We start from the raw sequence: 14344 nt of genomic DNA, 5'->3' as shown, positions 1-14344 counted from the left end.
TAAGCCGACCCGAAACAGGGCCCAAGACGCGGCAACCTACTTAACCGCCAAACTAACCTCCCACATCAAAAAACCGCGCACCAGCCCTGACTATGTTTCACGCCCAAACATATAACAACTGGATACATACACTTCACATCCACACACAAGAATAATCATATACGCGCACTACACGCTCAAACCCTCGCCCGAAAACACGGACTTTAAAACACTGTAAAACATATAAAGTTTAGAAAACCCTCACGCGTCAAACTCGGCATGGAAACAAAGCCCTACACACTTGATCGGAAGCGGCTCGCGTTACGGATATAGGCCTGCACATTCAAACCGCGGGATGCGCCCATTCAGCGACGGCCAGTAACCGCATTGGCGAGCATCGGCCCAGACGCTCGGCTGGCGCAATAATTCGCGCAGCGCTTGCGATGCGATGTTCAACGCGAGCGCTTGGCCAGGGCAGTGGTGTTTGCCAACGCCAAAGCTGAACAAGCGCCGGCCGGGTCGCTCAAGCAGAATGCTGTCCGGGTCAGGGTTTGCATCGGGGTCCCGGTTCGCAGCGGCCAGCAACACGAGAACGGTATCGCCCTTCTCTAGAAAGCGATTGCCAATCGAGCAGGGCCCGGCCGCAAATCGCCGCGTGTTCTGCACCGGCGAGTCATAGCGGGCCACCTCCTCCACCAGCGCGGGCACCAGGGCCGGCATGCGCTGGATGTGCGCCAGCAGGTCAGGCCGCCGGGCGAGTGTGACCAGCGTATTGCCAATCAGGCCGGCACTCGCTTCACACGTCTGGGAGAGCAAGCCGATCAGGTTAGGCGTCAGTGCATTCGGGTCACCCCACTCGCCGTGGAGAAGCTGCTTGAGCAACCCGGTCTGCTTGAGCACCGTGCCGAACAGCTGCCCCAGGTGTACAGCGCCAGCATCGGCGGCGCGCAAATGAACCTGGCTGCTCAGCGGCGAAAGACACGCGACAAAATCCCGGGTCAACGCGGCGACTCTGTGCAACCGCTCGCCAGGCACACCCAGCAGCGAACCCACCACAGCGACCGGCAATGTAAACATCCACTCGTCGAGGCTGTGCAGGCGCCTGCTGACTTGCCTCACCACCCTGGCGATATGCACCGCGTCCAACCTGGCCAGTGCAGGTTCGACCACCGCCCTGGGGCACTGGTGGGCCGCGCCCTCGTTCATGCGCATCAACCTGGCGAACACCTGACCCGCCGCGCCGTTCGCGATCGCCTCAGGCACCGGCTCGTGTGACGGGCGTACCAGGCAGTCAGGGTGCGTCAGCACGGCCTCGACAGTCCTGGCGCTACTGGCGATCCACAGTCCCAGTTCAGCATCGAACGACAGCTCATCGTTGCGCCTGAGGGCCGCGTAATAGGCGTAAGGGTCGGCATGGGTCGCGGCTTGCAGCGGTGTCATCGGGCACGTCCTGTTTGCAAAAGAAGCGTTACTATCTGCCCTCTCACACGGCAACGATTCGCTCAGGAACGAAATATGCACGCTCAGGACGAGGACACGGCGCTTTCACACGTGGCGGGTGCGATTGCGGAGCCCGCACGAACGAAAATGCTCTGTTCGCTGATGGATGGCCACGCAAGAACCAGCACCGAGATGGCGGCAATTGCCCAGGTCAGCGCCTCGACCGCCAGTGCCCATTTGGCCAGGCTCAAGAACGATGGCCTGCTTACGCTGCACACCCAGGGACGTCATCGCTATTACAGCCTGGCTGGGCCGCACGTGGCGCAGGCCATCGAGGGCCTGATGGTGATCAGCCGCCACACCAGCAGGGGTTTCGTCTCGACCACGCCCACGCGTTTGCAGTTTGCGCGCACCTGTTACGACCACATGGCCGGTACCCTGGCCGTACACCTGCACGACCATTTCATCGCTTGCGGCTGGTTGACGGGCGACGGCGCTTACCAGCTGAGCGCGGCGGGTGAACAAGCCATGACCGAGCTGGGCATCGATGTGCCCGCACTGCGCACGCAGCGCCGACGTTTCGCCTGTTCGTGCCTGGACTGGAGCATGCGCCGCCCGCACCTGGCCGGTGCTTTGGGCGCAGCATTGCTGCAAAATGTTATCCGCCGTGGATGGGTGACCCAGGACCTGGACAGTCGCGCGTTGGGGTTGACGGCCAAGGGACGCAAGGCGCTGGCAAGCCGATTTGGAATGGATATCTGCAGACAATAAAAATCACAATGTGGGAGCGGGCTTGCTCGCGAAAGCGCTGGGTCAGTGAAGAATCCCTCAACTGACACACCGCATTCGCGAGCAAGCCCGCTCCCACAGACGTCATGCCGTGTTCAAAGCACCCGGCCATCCCACGCCACTGTCACATGCCTGGGCAACTCGCGCCGATGTTCCAGCAACCACGCGTCCAGCGTATGCCCCACGTGCGTCAGTACGCCCAATTGCGCACCTGTTTGCTCAATGCTGCGCAATGCCAGCGTCACGTCATTGTGATTGCGCGGTGCCTGGGGCTGCGGCGGCATGGAGCAATCGAGCACCAACACCTCCAATGGCGCGCGTTGCAGCCAGGCCAGCGTGGCAGGCGGCAGGCCGACCGTGTCGGTGAGGTAGGCGATGCGCCGACCTTCGCCTTCCAGCAGATAACCAAAGGTGGGTTTGGAGTGCTGCAATGGCAGCGCCGTCACGCGCAACTCGCCAAATTCGCGGGTTTCGAATGCGCCAAACGGCTGGCTGAAATCCAGAATCCCCGGGTGCTTGTAAAGGTCGGACAACCCTTGCGGGTCCGCCGGCCCGTGCACCGGAATCACCAGCCCCTGGCCCCAGCGCAAATGCAGCAAACCTTGCGCATGGTCAGCGTGGTAGTGGGTCTGGAAAATCCCGTTGAAACTGCGCGGCGGGAAGCGTTCGGTCAGGTCCGGCAAACCGCTGTCGATCAACCAGCGCTGGTCGCCACATTCGATCAACGCGCTGCACGGTCGGCGGCGTAACCCATCATCGCTGCGCGCCAGGGCGCAGGCAGCGCATTCGCAGCCGTACACCGGAACTTGCCGCGCGTCACCGGTGCCAAGCAAGGTCAGGCGCATGCCGAGCGCCCGTGATCCAGGCAGCACAGCAAGCGCTCGACGGTATGCACCAGCGGGCCGGAGTTATCCAGCACCAGCAGCCCCGCACCATTGCCGGCAATCAGGTCTGCGGTGAACCGCGCATTGCGTGCCAGGCGCTCCTCGATATCGGCCAACGACTCACGCCCCCGCGCGATCAAGCGCTGGCGCAACACGGTTTGATCGACCGTCAGCAACAGCACCAGCACCGAGGGATAGCGTTCGCGGGTTTGCGCCAGGTGCGCGCGGGACCCATTGACCAGCACGTCTTCCCCCGCCGCCAGCCAGTCGTCGATCACACGCGGGATGCCGTACGACAACCCATTGGCGTGCCAACTGAGGGCAAACGCGCCCTCGGCCTGCATCGCGGCGAACTGCTCCGGGCTCACACCCTGGGCCGCCTCGCCCACCGCTTCGGCCGAACGGGTGATCACCCGCCGCACAATGCGGCAGCCGCGCTCGGCCAAGCGCGGGCGGGCGGCATCCAGCAGGCTGTCCTTGCCCGAACCCGATGGCCCGATGAGATAGATCAACCTGCCTGCCATCAAAACACCCTCTTCGCTTGTCGCCACACTTGTTGCACCACGGGCAGCCCTTCGCGGCGTTTGGCCTGGACCAGGTCAGCGCGCAGGCCCACCGCAATTTCACCGCGATCGGTCAGGCCCGCCGCGTGCGCCGGTGCCCGGCTGATCATCTTGACCGCGCGCGCCAGGTCGCCGCCGTCCTGCTCATCGGCCAGCACGAACGCGGCCTGCAACAGGCTGGCCGGGTAGTAGTCGCTGGAAAGTATATCCAGCAATCCCTGCGCAGCCAGGCCGGCGGCGGCCACATTACCCGAGTGTGACCCGCCGCGCACCACGTTCGGCGCACCCATCAACACTTTCATGTTCAGCGCCCGGCAGCCCTGGGCTGCTTCAAGCGTAGTGGGGAATTCGGCAATGGTCATGCCGTAGCGCGCCGACTCTTCAACATGCGCCAACGTGGCGTCATCGTGGCTGGCTACCGACAACCCACGCCCCAGGCAATGCTCGACGATGGCCGCGCGATAGCGGTCGCTGTACTCGCGGGAGTTGGCCATTTGCAACACGATAAACGCGTCCATGGTTTCGTCGTTGAGGTGGTACTTGCCCATGTAGTACTCACGGTACTTGGCTTCGAGCACGAACTGGCGCTGGCCCGGCGAATGGTCCATCACCGACACCAGACGCACCAGCGGGTTTTCCACCAGGTCGCGGAACACGCTCAGGGTGTCCGGGTGGCACAGCTCGCAGCGCAGGTGCAAGTGGTGCTCGGCGCGGGTCAGCCCGGCGCCTTCAGCCGAGGCGATGGCGTCGAGCATCGCCGGCAGTTTCTTCATGCGGTTGCCCTTGGGGTTCACATCGCCGATGGACACCGCGTCGAACACCGTGGTGATGCCCGCCGCGATGATCTGCGCGTCATGGCTGAGCACCGCCGAGGTCGACGGCCAGTCCACGCCGGGGCGCGGGGTCATGTGTTTTTCCAGGTTGTCGGTGTGCAACTCCACCAGCCCCGGCAGCAGGCAATCACCGCCCAGGTCCTGGGCCTGGGGCAACTGGCTGCGGCCTTCGGCAATGTCGACGATCTGGCCGTCGCGCAACACCACCGAACCGAGGAACACACGCTCAGCCGTAACGACCTGGGCATTACTGAGGATCTGTTCAGCGGGCATGGGCGTATTCCTCTGCGGCAACGGGCGTGGGGGTCATGTCGAAATGGCGGTCGGCAACCGCTTCACGGGCGGCGCGGTCGTGGAAAATGCCGATCAGTGCTGCGCCGCCAGCCTTGGCTTCGTTCATCAGTTCCAGCACCACCTGGCGATTGTTGTCGTCCAGGGACGCGGTGGGTTCGTCCAGCAGCATCACCGGCCAGTCGACCATGAAGCCACGGGCGATATTCACGCGCTGTTGCTCGCCACCGGAGAAGGTGCCGGGCGCCAGTTGCCACAGGCGTTGGGGAATATTCAGGCGTGTCAGCAAGTGTTCGGCGCGGGACTGCGCATTGGCCTTCGACCAACCACGGGCGAGCGCGGGCTCCATCACCACGTCCAGGCAGGCCACGCGTGGGATCACCCGCAAGAATTGACTGACGTAACCCAGGGTTTGCTGGCGCACCTGCAAAATGTCACGCGGCTCGGCGCCCACCAGCTCCAGCCACTCACCGGCATGCCTTACGCGAATGCTGCCACCTGCCGGCAGATAGTTGCCGTACAGCGTGCGCAGCAAGGTGCTTTTACCCGCGCCGGACTGGCCGTGCAGCACCAGGCATTCGCCGCCCTGCACGCTGAAATCCACGCCGCGCAGCACGTTGAGCACTACGCCGTTCTGCTGGTGCAAGGTGAAGGTTTTCGAGAGGTCGCGAACCTCGATCAAGGCATTCATCATGGCTGCAATACCGAAGACACCAGCAGTTGAGAGTAAGGGTGCTGTGGATCGTCGAGGATCTGGTCGGTGAGCCCCGTTTCCACCACGCGCGAACGGCGCATCACCATCAGGCGGTCGGCCAACAGACGGGCCACGGCCAGGTCATGAGTGACAATCACCACCGCCAAATCCAGCTCACGCACCAGGCCGCGCAGCAGGTCGAGCAAACGCGCTTGCACCGACACGTCCAGACCGCCGGTGGGTTCGTCCATGAACACAAGGCGTGGGCTGGAGACGAGGTTGCGGGCGATTTGCAGGCGCTGCTGCATGCCGCCCGAGAAGGTGCGCGGCAGGTCATCGATGCGCTGCGGGTCGATTTCCACCTGGCCCAGCCAATCCAGACCGGCGCCGCGCAGTTGCGCATAGTTGCGCACGCCCTGGGCCATCAGACGCTCGCCAATATTGGCGCCGGCCGACACCCCCATGCGCAGGCCGTCACGGGGGTTCTGCTCGACAAAGCCCCACTCGGTGCGCAGCAAGGTGCGGCGCTCGGCTTCGCTGGCGCTGTAGAGGTCGAGCCATTCACCGTCCTTGCTGCGGTAGCCAATGCTCCCGGCTTGCGGTGGCAAACGCCCGCTCAGCAGCGAGAGCAAGGTGGATTTGCCTGAGCCGGACTCGCCGACAATCCCCAGTACTTCGCCGGGGTACAGATCAAAACTCACGCCCTGGCAGCCCTTTTCCGGGCCGTAGAGCAAAGACAGGTCGCGCACGTGCAATAACGGCTGGCTCACTGGTTGTTCTCCTTCACGCGCTGGGCGCAATACCAGGTGTCGGAACACACAAAACTCTGGGTACCGGCGTCGTCGAGAATCAGCTCATCGAGAAACGACTCATGGCTGCCGCAGATCGCGCAGTTGTGTGCCCACTTCTGCACCTCGAACGGGTGGTCTTCAAAGTCGAGGCTGGTGACTTGGGTGTACGGCGGCACTGCGTAGAGGCGCTTTTCACGCCCGGCGCCAAACAGCATCAGCGCCGGGCTCATGTCGAGCTTGGGGTTGTCGAATTTGGGGATCGGCGATGGGTCCATCACGTAGCGCTCATCGACCATTACCGGGTAGGCGTAGCTGGTGGCAATGTGGCCGAAAGTGGCGATGTCTTCGTAGAGTTTTACGTGCATCACCCCGTAATCGTTAAGCGCGTGCATGGTGCGCGTCTCGGTTTCCGACGGTTCGATAAAGCGCAGTGGCTCCGGGATGGGCACTTGGTAGACCATGATCTGGTCGGCCTGCAGCGGCGTTTCCGGGATGCGGTGGCGGGTCTGGATCACGGTCGCCTCCGGCGTGGCTTCGGTGGTGGCGACACCGGCCGTGCGCGCAAAGAAGCGCCGGATCGACACGGCGTTGGTGGTGTCGTCGGCGCCCTGGTCGATGACCTTGAGCACGTCATCGGCGCCGAGGATCGCGGCGGTCAATTGCATGCCGCCGGTGCCCCAGCCGTACGGCAACGGCATCTCGCGGCCCCCGAAGGGCACTTGGTAACCGGGGATCGCCACGGCCTTGAGCAAGGCGCGGCGGATCATGCGTTTGGTCTGCTCGTCGAGGTAGGCAAAGTTGTACGCCGGGTCACGCGCAGGTGTTTGAGTCAGGTCATTCATGGCGCGTGCCCTCGGCCGGTTGGCGCAGTTTGCGGATCAGTTCCAGCTCGGACTGGAAGTCCACGTAGTGAGGCAATTTGAGGTGCGAAACAAAGCCCGCGGCTTCGACGTTGTCGCAATGGGCCAGCACGAACTCTTCGCGCTGAGCCGGCGACACCACCTCTTCGTTGTATTCCTCGGCGCGCAGCGAGCGGTCGACCAACGCCATGCCCATGGCCTTGCGCTCGGCATGCCCGAACGCCAGGCCATAGCCACGCGTGAACTGCGCCAGCTGCGTGGCCGAACCAACGAACTGGTTGACCATCTCGCACTCGGTCACTTCGATGCTGCCCAGGCACACCGGGAAGCCCAGTTCTTCGGGGTCGATCCACACCTCTACGTCGCCGATGCGAATCTCGCCGGCAAACGGGTGATTGCGGCCATAGCCACGTTGGGTCGAGTAACCCAGCGCCAACAGAAACCCCTCATCGCCACGGGCCAGGGCTTGCAGGCGCTCGGCGCGGCTGGCCGGGTATTCCAGCGGGTCGCGGGTGATGTCGGCGACGCTGGCGTTGTCGTCAGCTTCGTTTTGGATCAGGCCTTCTTTGGCGAGCAAACCGAGCACCCGTGGGCAGGCTTCGATGCGCGCATCCGCCGTGGTTTGTGGGCCTGGGTATGTACCTTCGGCCAGCAGCGAAAAATCCAGCAGCCGGTGGGTGTAATCGAAGGTCGGGCCGAGCAACTGGCCGCCGGGCACGTCTTTGAAGGTGGCCGACAGGCGTCGACTCAATACCATGTGCGCCGTATCAATCGGCAGGCTCGGGCTGAAGCGCGGCAGCGTGGTGCGGTAGGCGCGCAGCAAGAAGATTGCTTCCACCAGGTCGCCCGCCGCTTGCTTGATCGCCAGCGCGGCAAGTTCTTCGTCGAACAGCGAGCCTTCGGTCATCACCCGCGCCACGGCCAACGGCAGTTGTTCGCGGATTTGTGCAACGCTGAGTTCGGGAATGGCGGTATCGCCCCGGCGTTTTTTCGCCAGCAGGCGGTGGGCATTGTCGATGGCTTGCTCGCCACCTTTGACGGCTACGTACATCAGGCGTGCTCCTGTGCAATGCGGCTGCTGCGTGGCAGGCCAATCAGGTGATGACCTGCGCTGAACACCACGTCCAGGCCACGCGGGAAGGCTTCGCGGCGTTGGCGTTCCAGCCAGAAATCCTGCGGCACCGGCAGGTTCACCCGGCGTTGCGTCTTGATGCCGGGGCCATGCCAGTGCAGGCCGCGACCGGACTCCAGATCGGTAAGCTGAACCAGCAAGGTGCAGGACTGGTCGGGGTAACGGTCGTTACCGTGGTCGAAGCCGCTGAGGTCGAGCAGGTCTTGTTCGCCGAGCAACGCAAAGGCCGCTTCTTCGCGCTTATCCGTCAGTGGGCAGCCGCAGTGAAAGGCCAGGTTGGCGCGGATCAGCGGCGTGTCGAAGCTCGGCGCCAGCCACACTGGCGTGTCCCCATCCAGCAGCGCCAGGCACAGTGCGTAGGTGGCGGGTGCCAGGCCATCCAGGCGCGGCGCTGAAGGCAAGTGCTGGATCAGGCCCGGTTCGGCCAGGGCTTTGAGCGCCGCGCGAAAACCGCGCTGGGCATCGAGTACCGGGTCGACAAACGCCGGTTGCAACAGGTGCGCATTCATCAGTTTTCTCCTCGCACCAAGGTGAAGAACTCGACCTTGGTGGCGGCAGTGTCGGCTTCTTTTTGCGCGCGGCGTTTGGCTTGGGCAGCGGCCAGCGCCGTGATCAAATCGCTGAGCCACAGGCTCGGTTGCGTGCCTTGCAGGTGCGCGTCGGCCAAGGCGGCCAACTCGGCGCGGGCTTTGTCGCGCCCGGCCAAATAGCTGTAGCCGGTGCGGCCGTCAGCCAGGCGCACCACGCAACGGGTCACGCTCATTTCACCGACGTTGAAGGCGGCGCCATCCCCGCCCATGCGGCCACGCACTAACGTCATGCCGATTTCAGGGGCGCGAATCAGCTGGTACTCGGCGTCCTTCAAAGCCGCTTCGTGAGGTTGCAATTCATTGAGTTGGGCGCGGGCAAGCACACCCATCCAATGCTGACGCGGGGACAGGTTCATCGGGGTCTCCATCAGGTCACCACTTGGTACTGGAAGCGATCCGAACGGCTGGTGGACTGCGCCAGCTCCACCGGGCGGCCGTCGCGATCGCGGGAAAGGGTGAATACGGTGAGGGCCGGCAAGTGCCGGGGCATCATCAGCAGCGCGGCTTCGTCACGGTTGGGCAAACGCGCGCCGATCAGGCTTTGGGTGCGGGTCAGTGGCAAGTCCCGCTCGCGCAAGTACTGGCGCAACGAGCCGCCGGTGTAATCGGCCAGCAGCGGCGCGCGGCTGGCGCAGTAGCGATGGCGGATCAGGCTGACGGGCTGGTGGTCGAGCTTGCGCAGGGTTTGCAGTTCGATCATCGGCGCCATTTCGGCGATGCCCAACTGCAGCGCTTCGTCTCGGCTGGCGTAGCAGTAGCGGCGCTTGAGCAGCACCGCCTGCACGCCCATTCCCTGAGCCGACAGCGATTGGCTGTAGGACGTCTCGGCGCCCATCGGGTAAATCAGCGGGCGGTCCAGCACCTGAGTGCCCTTGCCCTGGCGGCGCAACAGGCTGCCTTCGAACACCAGTTCGTCGATGGCACGGCGCAAAGTATGGCGGTTGACGCCAAAACGCTCGGCCATGTGCACCTCGCCGGGCAGGAAGTCGCCGGCCTGGTAGCTGCTCAGTTCACGGCGCAGGATGTCCGCGAGTTCGCGGTACACCGGCTCATCTTGTCTAGACAACTGCATGCTTAAAAAAAGCGCCGCGCGGGCACCCCTCTGGCGTCAGATGAACTGCTTGCGCAGGCGTTGGGACAGCACGTCGATACAGCTCACGACAACGATGATCACCAGCAGCACCGCGCAGGTCTGGACGAACTGGAAGGCGCGGATGTTTTCCCAGAGGATCACGCCGATGCCGCCGGCGCCGACCATGCCGACCACCGTGGCCGAACGCACATTGGCTTCGAAGCGATACAGCGCGTAGCTCACCCACAGCGGCATCACTTGCGGGATCACGCCGTAGATCACTTCCTGCAAGGCGCTCGCGCCGGTGGCGCGCACGCCTTCGACCGGGCCTGGGTCAATGGCTTCGACGGCTTCGGCAAACAGCTTGGCGAGCACGCCGGTGGTGCTGATCCACAGGGCCAGAACGCCCGCGAAAGGACCGAGGCCGACGGCGACCACGAACAACATGGCGAACACCATTTCATTGATGGAGCGGAACGCATCCATCACCCGGCGCAGCGGTTGGTGCACCCACCAGGGGGTGATGTTGTCAGCGCACAGGATGCCCAGTGGCACCGAGCACACGATCGCCAGCACCGTGCCCCAGAGGGCGATTTGCACGGTGACGATCATCTCTTTGAGGTAGGAGCGCCATTCGTGGAAGTCGGGCGGAAAGAAGTCGGCGGCGAAGGTCGCCATGTTTCCAGAGTCGCGGTACAGCGCCAGCGGGTTCATCTCCGCGCCGTGCCAGGCCCAGGCCAGCAGGACCAGGAACAGGCCCCAGCCGAGGTATTGCGGCCAAGTGCGTTTGCCTACAGCTTCAGCGTGCAGAGTTGTCATGGGTCACTCTCGGTGTAGGGTTGGAACCGGGCTTGAAGTGGGAGCGGGCTTGCTCGCGAAGGCGGTGAATCAGTCGCCGGATGCGTTGAATGACACACCGTCTTCGCGAGCAAGCCCGCTCCCACATAGAGCCCGGTTCCTACAGGGGTTAGCCGTTGGCTGCAGTCTTCTTGTCCAGCTCGGTGATGCGCTGCTGCAGCTTGGCCAGGTCGGCGTCGATGTCCGCCAGCTTCTTGGCCTTGTCAGCGGCTTCGAGGTGGTCGTCAGCGCTGATGGTGGTGCGCTGCTTGAACAGCTCCAGCTGGCGGATCGGCAACAGCTGGTCATCGCTCGACGGCAGGAACTTGCCCAGCTGCATGTTCTTCAGCACGGCCTTCTCTTCATCGGTGTCGCCGTAGTGGGCGAAGAAATCGCGGATCTTGGTCTTCTCGCTGTCGCTCAGCGCCTTGCTCCACACCATCGGGTCAGCCGGGATCAGCGGCGATTTCCAGATCACCTTGAGCATGGCGGCCTTGTCCGGCTGGGTGACTTCAAGGCGGTCCCAGCTTTCGGTGTTGAAGGTGGCAACGTCCAACTGCCCTTTGGCCACGCTGAGTGCGTTGACTTCATGGCTGGAGTTCAGCGTGCGTTTGAATGCGGTGGCGGCATCCACATTGTTCTTGGCAAACACGTAGTAGCCCGGCACCAGGTAGCCCGAGGTGGAGTTCGGGTCGCCGTTGCCGAAGGTCAGGTTCTTGGCGTTCTTGAGCATGTCGTCAACGTTGTTGATCGGGCTGTCCTTGCGCACGATCAGCACGCTCCAGTAACCGGCGGCACCGTTGGCGGCGGCGGTCTGGGCGAAGATCTCGCCGTTGGAGCGGTCCACGGCTTCCATCGCCGCCTTGTTGCCCAGCCAGGCCACGTCGACCTTGTTGAAGCGCATGCCCTGGATCAGCCCGGCGTAGTCGGAGGCGAACGTGGCGTTGATGGTCAGGCCGGTCTTCTTGTGCATGTCATCCAGAAACGGTTGCCAGATGCTCTTGAGGTTCTGCGAGGACTCGGTGGACATGATGCCGAAGTTGATGGTTTTGTCGGCGGCCTGGGCGTTGCCCAGTGCGACGCCGGCCAGCAACACCGCAGACAGAAACACGTGGCCGATACGGTTCAACATGGAAGGAATTCCTGTGGGTCGTGAGTAGGGTTTCAAGCGCGCGCCAGGGCCAGCCGAGGGGTAACGTCGGTGTGGCGGGTCTGGTCGGAAAACATCAGGCTGGTGTCGACGTCGGCACCGTACAAATCGTTGAGGAACTGGCTGCTCATGGCGCTGCCCTGCCCGTCGAAATGAATCCGTCCACCTTTGAGGGCCACAGCCCGCGGGCAATAACGCATGGCGTAATCGACTTGATGCAGGGTCACCACCACGGTCTTGCCGTCGCGGCGGTTGATGTCGGCGAGGATCTCCATGACCTTGCGCGCCGACTCAGGGTCCAGCGACGCGATAGGCTCATCGGCCAGAATCACTTCGGCGCGCTGGGTCAAGGCACGGGCAATCGCCACGCGCTGTTGCTGACCGCCGGACAAGGTCGACGCACGTTGCGCGGCCAGATCGGCCAGGCCAACACGGGCGAGGGATTCGAGGGCAAAGGCCTTTTCCTCGGCATTGAACAAACCCAGGTTGCCGCGCCAGCGCGGCATGCGGCCCAGGCAACCGAGCAGCACGTTGTCGAGCACGCTCAGGCGATTGACCAGGTTGAACTGCTGGAAGATGTAGCCGATGTCTGCACGCAGCCGCCGCACCTTGCCATTCAACCGTCCACTGGCCTGTACCTCCCGGCCCAGCACCTTGACGCTGCCGCCGTTGCTTTTGTCGCAACAGGCCAGGCCTGCCAAGTGGCGCAGCAACGTGGACTTGCCGGACCCGGAAGCGCCAATCAGCGCGACCATCTCACCGGCAGCAATGGTGAGTTCGAGGTCGACCAGTGCGGATTTCTTCGCAAAGGTCTTGTTCAAGTGATCGACATGGATAGCGTGAGTCATGGGCATCTCTGTCTGGTTTGAACAGCCAGGGGATGGCTGCGGTTGAGTTCAAACGACAGTAGGCGCGCCAGGTGTCAGTGCTATTACTTGCACATGACTGGCGGGCGCCGGTTTGATGAAGGTTTTGTGAAAGGTTGGAGGTGGGTATCCAGTGGTCTGCGGCGAAGACGTCTGGCACACTCCGCGCTATCAACTAGCCACTATTTGATGGCACTCCCGTAGCGTTAAAGGAAAAACACGGATGTTCACTGACCAAACACGTCCTCTGGCCTATCACCGACTGTGTGGGCTGACGCTCGCCAGCCTGCTCCTCGCGGGTTGCGCCACCCCTGCCCCTCAACCACCGCCGGTGGCTGTACGCGATCAGTGCTTGGATAAAGGGTCTGCAGCAAGTGCGGCATTCGAGCGTTGCGTGGCCGACCGGCAAGCGCAAAAAGCGAAAATGCTCAAGGACGTCCTCGCCGTGCTCGACACGACGCCCGGTCGCCAACCTTTGGCTGATGCGGGCCCGGACGGTTATCAGCAAGCCGACTTCCCGGAAACGCCCAAGGTCCTGAGCTACCAGGGCGAACGCTCGATCTCGGTCGCTGAAAAACAGGCGCGGCCTTACAAGGTCAGGATCACCTGGAAATACGACTCACCTTTCCCCGTGCCCTTACCGGGCGACGTCTACAGGATGGGCCAAATGCGCCAGCAGGTCGTGCCGGCCGTGGAGGCGCAAGGGCTTGCGAAGTTTGTGTGCACAGTGACGGCTGACCAGCAGGTGCAGTGGATTTTCTACGCCAAAAGTGAAGAGACGTTCATGGCACGGGTGAATGCCGCGCTGGCCAAGAGCGAGCCTTACCCTCTGATATTCACGGCGACTGAAGAGCCCGCGCTGAACAGCGACATGGTCAAGACGGGGACACTGCGCATCACACCCAAAACCTGCATGGAATGATGATCGCGGACACAGCTTGCCTTAAGGTATTCAGTGTCGACCGATCGTTCCCACACTCTGCGTGGGAACGATCGGTACAACGACAGCTGAACAAGACTTTCCCTACGCTCAGTCATTTAACCGCTCTGCATTATGTGGACCGAGCCGTACGCAGGAGGGCCAAGCCCTGCCGGGTCTCCCATTCCCCGGTCGACCAACCTGCGTATGGCTCACCCTTTCCAACCTGCTTGGTGGCAGCTGTGCACGGGAGGCTTCGGCCTGCCGGGTTTCTATGACCGGTCTACCACCCCACATACACCACCCGACCTCATCTTCACCCTCCGCCCCGGCCTCAGCATCGAAGTTGCCCTGACCACTGCCAGCGAAATGCTGGAATCGGCGACGGTGTGTGCGCACGACTGTGCCGAGCATTTGGAGGGCACAGGCCGCAAGCAGGTGCTGGCGGTGGTGCAGATGATTGAGATTGCTCAGCTGTCAGTAGATCAGGTGCTGGATAGGGAGTGTCCCGCCGCTTGATAGCGCGGTGGTCCCCTGTGGGAGCTGGCTTGCCTGCGATGGCGGTGGGTCCGCTGACGGATTTATGGCTGACACACGGCTATCGCAGGCAAGCCAGCTCCCACACTGAGTGTGGTGTACATCAGGGGATTTCTC

General features: G+C 63.0%; 17 protein-coding genes. 3 read left to right on the top strand and 14 right to left on the bottom strand.

Features of this window, described 5'->3' with window-relative positions; all coding sequences use genetic code 11:
* Positions 1 to 300 precede the first annotated feature (300 nt).
* On the bottom strand, positions 301 to 1419 hold the full coding sequence (locus AACV02_RS11020) for a cytochrome P450 (protein WP_119739536.1): 1119 nt from the start codon (positions 1417 to 1419) through the stop codon (positions 301 to 303).
* A 75-nt stretch (positions 1420 to 1494) separates the two neighbouring features.
* On the opposite strand from AACV02_RS11020, the gene AACV02_RS11015 reads away from it, so the two are divergent.
* On the top strand, positions 1495 to 2190 hold the full coding sequence (locus AACV02_RS11015) for an ArsR/SmtB family transcription factor (RefSeq protein ID WP_119739534.1): 696 nt from the start codon (positions 1495 to 1497) through the stop codon (positions 2188 to 2190).
* 113 nt (positions 2191 to 2303) lie between these two features.
* On the opposite strand, the gene phnP is transcribed toward AACV02_RS11015, so the two are convergent.
* From phnP to phnC, 13 genes are all read right to left on the bottom strand, one after another.
* A complete protein-coding gene (gene phnP / locus AACV02_RS11010; protein ID WP_119739532.1) occupies positions 2304 to 3053 on the bottom strand; it encodes a phosphonate metabolism protein PhnP in 750 nt (249 codons plus the stop codon).
* Positions 3044 to 3616 (bottom strand): phosphonate metabolism protein/1,5-bisphosphokinase (PRPP-forming) PhnN, encoded by a 573-nt coding sequence (gene phnN / locus AACV02_RS11005; RefSeq protein ID WP_119739530.1) that lies wholly within the window; start codon positions 3614 to 3616, stop codon positions 3044 to 3046. Before phnN ends, phnP begins: the two co-directional genes overlap by 10 nt.
* Positions 3616 to 4761, bottom strand: a complete 1146-nt coding sequence (locus AACV02_RS11000) for an alpha-D-ribose 1-methylphosphonate 5-triphosphate diphosphatase (RefSeq protein WP_119739528.1) — start codon at positions 4759 to 4761, stop codon at positions 3616 to 3618. The genes phnN and AACV02_RS11000 overlap by 1 nt, the downstream gene beginning before the upstream one ends.
* Positions 4751 to 5470: a phosphonate C-P lyase system protein PhnL gene (phnL, locus tag AACV02_RS10995; protein ID WP_119739525.1), complete on the bottom strand. Its 720-nt coding sequence runs from the start codon at positions 5468 to 5470 to the stop codon at positions 4751 to 4753. Before phnL ends, AACV02_RS11000 begins: the two co-directional genes overlap by 11 nt.
* On the bottom strand, positions 5470 to 6279 hold the full coding sequence (gene phnK / locus AACV02_RS10990; RefSeq protein ID WP_164487974.1) for a phosphonate C-P lyase system protein PhnK: 810 nt from the start codon (positions 6277 to 6279) through the stop codon (positions 5470 to 5472). Before phnK ends, phnL begins: the two co-directional genes overlap by 1 nt.
* Positions 6240 to 7106 carry an alpha-D-ribose 1-methylphosphonate 5-phosphate C-P-lyase PhnJ gene (locus AACV02_RS10985; RefSeq protein WP_119739523.1) on the bottom strand — a complete coding sequence of 289 codons (867 nt, stop codon included), beginning with the start codon at positions 7104 to 7106 and terminating at the stop codon, positions 6240 to 6242. Before AACV02_RS10985 ends, phnK begins: the two co-directional genes overlap by 40 nt.
* Positions 7099 to 8175: a carbon-phosphorus lyase complex subunit PhnI gene (locus AACV02_RS10980; RefSeq protein ID WP_119739521.1), complete on the bottom strand. Its 1077-nt coding sequence runs from the start codon at positions 8173 to 8175 to the stop codon at positions 7099 to 7101. Before AACV02_RS10980 ends, AACV02_RS10985 begins: the two co-directional genes overlap by 8 nt.
* Positions 8175 to 8765: a phosphonate C-P lyase system protein PhnH gene (gene phnH / locus AACV02_RS10975; RefSeq protein ID WP_119739519.1), complete on the bottom strand. Its 591-nt coding sequence runs from the start codon at positions 8763 to 8765 to the stop codon at positions 8175 to 8177. Before phnH ends, AACV02_RS10980 begins: the two co-directional genes overlap by 1 nt.
* Positions 8765 to 9202: a phosphonate C-P lyase system protein PhnG gene (gene phnG / locus AACV02_RS10970; RefSeq protein WP_119739517.1), complete on the bottom strand. Its 438-nt coding sequence runs from the start codon at positions 9200 to 9202 to the stop codon at positions 8765 to 8767. The genes phnH and phnG overlap by 1 nt, the downstream gene beginning before the upstream one ends.
* A gap of 11 nt (positions 9203 to 9213) precedes the next feature.
* Complete coding sequence (phnF, locus tag AACV02_RS10965; RefSeq protein WP_164487918.1) at positions 9214 to 9918, bottom strand: phosphonate metabolism transcriptional regulator PhnF; 705 nt, start codon at positions 9916 to 9918, stop codon at positions 9214 to 9216.
* Positions 9919 to 9954: 36 nt separating this feature from the next.
* Entirely contained in the window at positions 9955 to 10737 is a 783-nt protein-coding gene (phnE, locus tag AACV02_RS10960; protein WP_017136208.1) for a phosphonate ABC transporter, permease protein PhnE, read from the bottom strand.
* A gap of 148 nt (positions 10738 to 10885) precedes the next feature.
* A complete protein-coding gene (phnD, locus tag AACV02_RS10955; protein ID WP_106576784.1) occupies positions 10886 to 11887 on the bottom strand; it encodes a phosphonate ABC transporter substrate-binding protein in 1002 nt (333 codons plus the stop codon).
* 32 nt (positions 11888 to 11919) lie between these two features.
* Entirely contained in the window at positions 11920 to 12753 is an 834-nt protein-coding gene (gene phnC / locus AACV02_RS10950) for a phosphonate ABC transporter ATP-binding protein (RefSeq protein ID WP_119739515.1), read from the bottom strand.
* Positions 12754 to 12994: 241 nt separating this feature from the next.
* On the opposite strand from phnC, the gene AACV02_RS10945 reads away from it, so the two are divergent.
* The gene (locus AACV02_RS10945; protein ID WP_256680487.1) at positions 12995 to 13693 is read left to right on the top strand and encodes a DUF695 domain-containing protein; all 699 of its coding nucleotides are present in this window, start codon (positions 12995 to 12997) and stop codon (positions 13691 to 13693) included.
* A gap of 204 nt (positions 13694 to 13897) precedes the next feature.
* Positions 13898 to 14209, top strand: a complete 312-nt coding sequence (locus AACV02_RS10940; protein WP_256680486.1) for a DUF6124 family protein — start codon at positions 13898 to 13900, stop codon at positions 14207 to 14209.
* Positions 14210 to 14344 lie beyond the last annotated feature (135 nt).

It is taken from the genome of Pseudomonas sp. Larv2_ips (assembly GCF_963879675.1).
Lineage (GTDB): Bacteria > Pseudomonadota > Gammaproteobacteria > Pseudomonadales > Pseudomonadaceae > Aquipseudomonas.
Note: the sequence above shows the minus strand (reverse complement) of the source record. Positions and strands in the feature narration are given on the sequence as shown.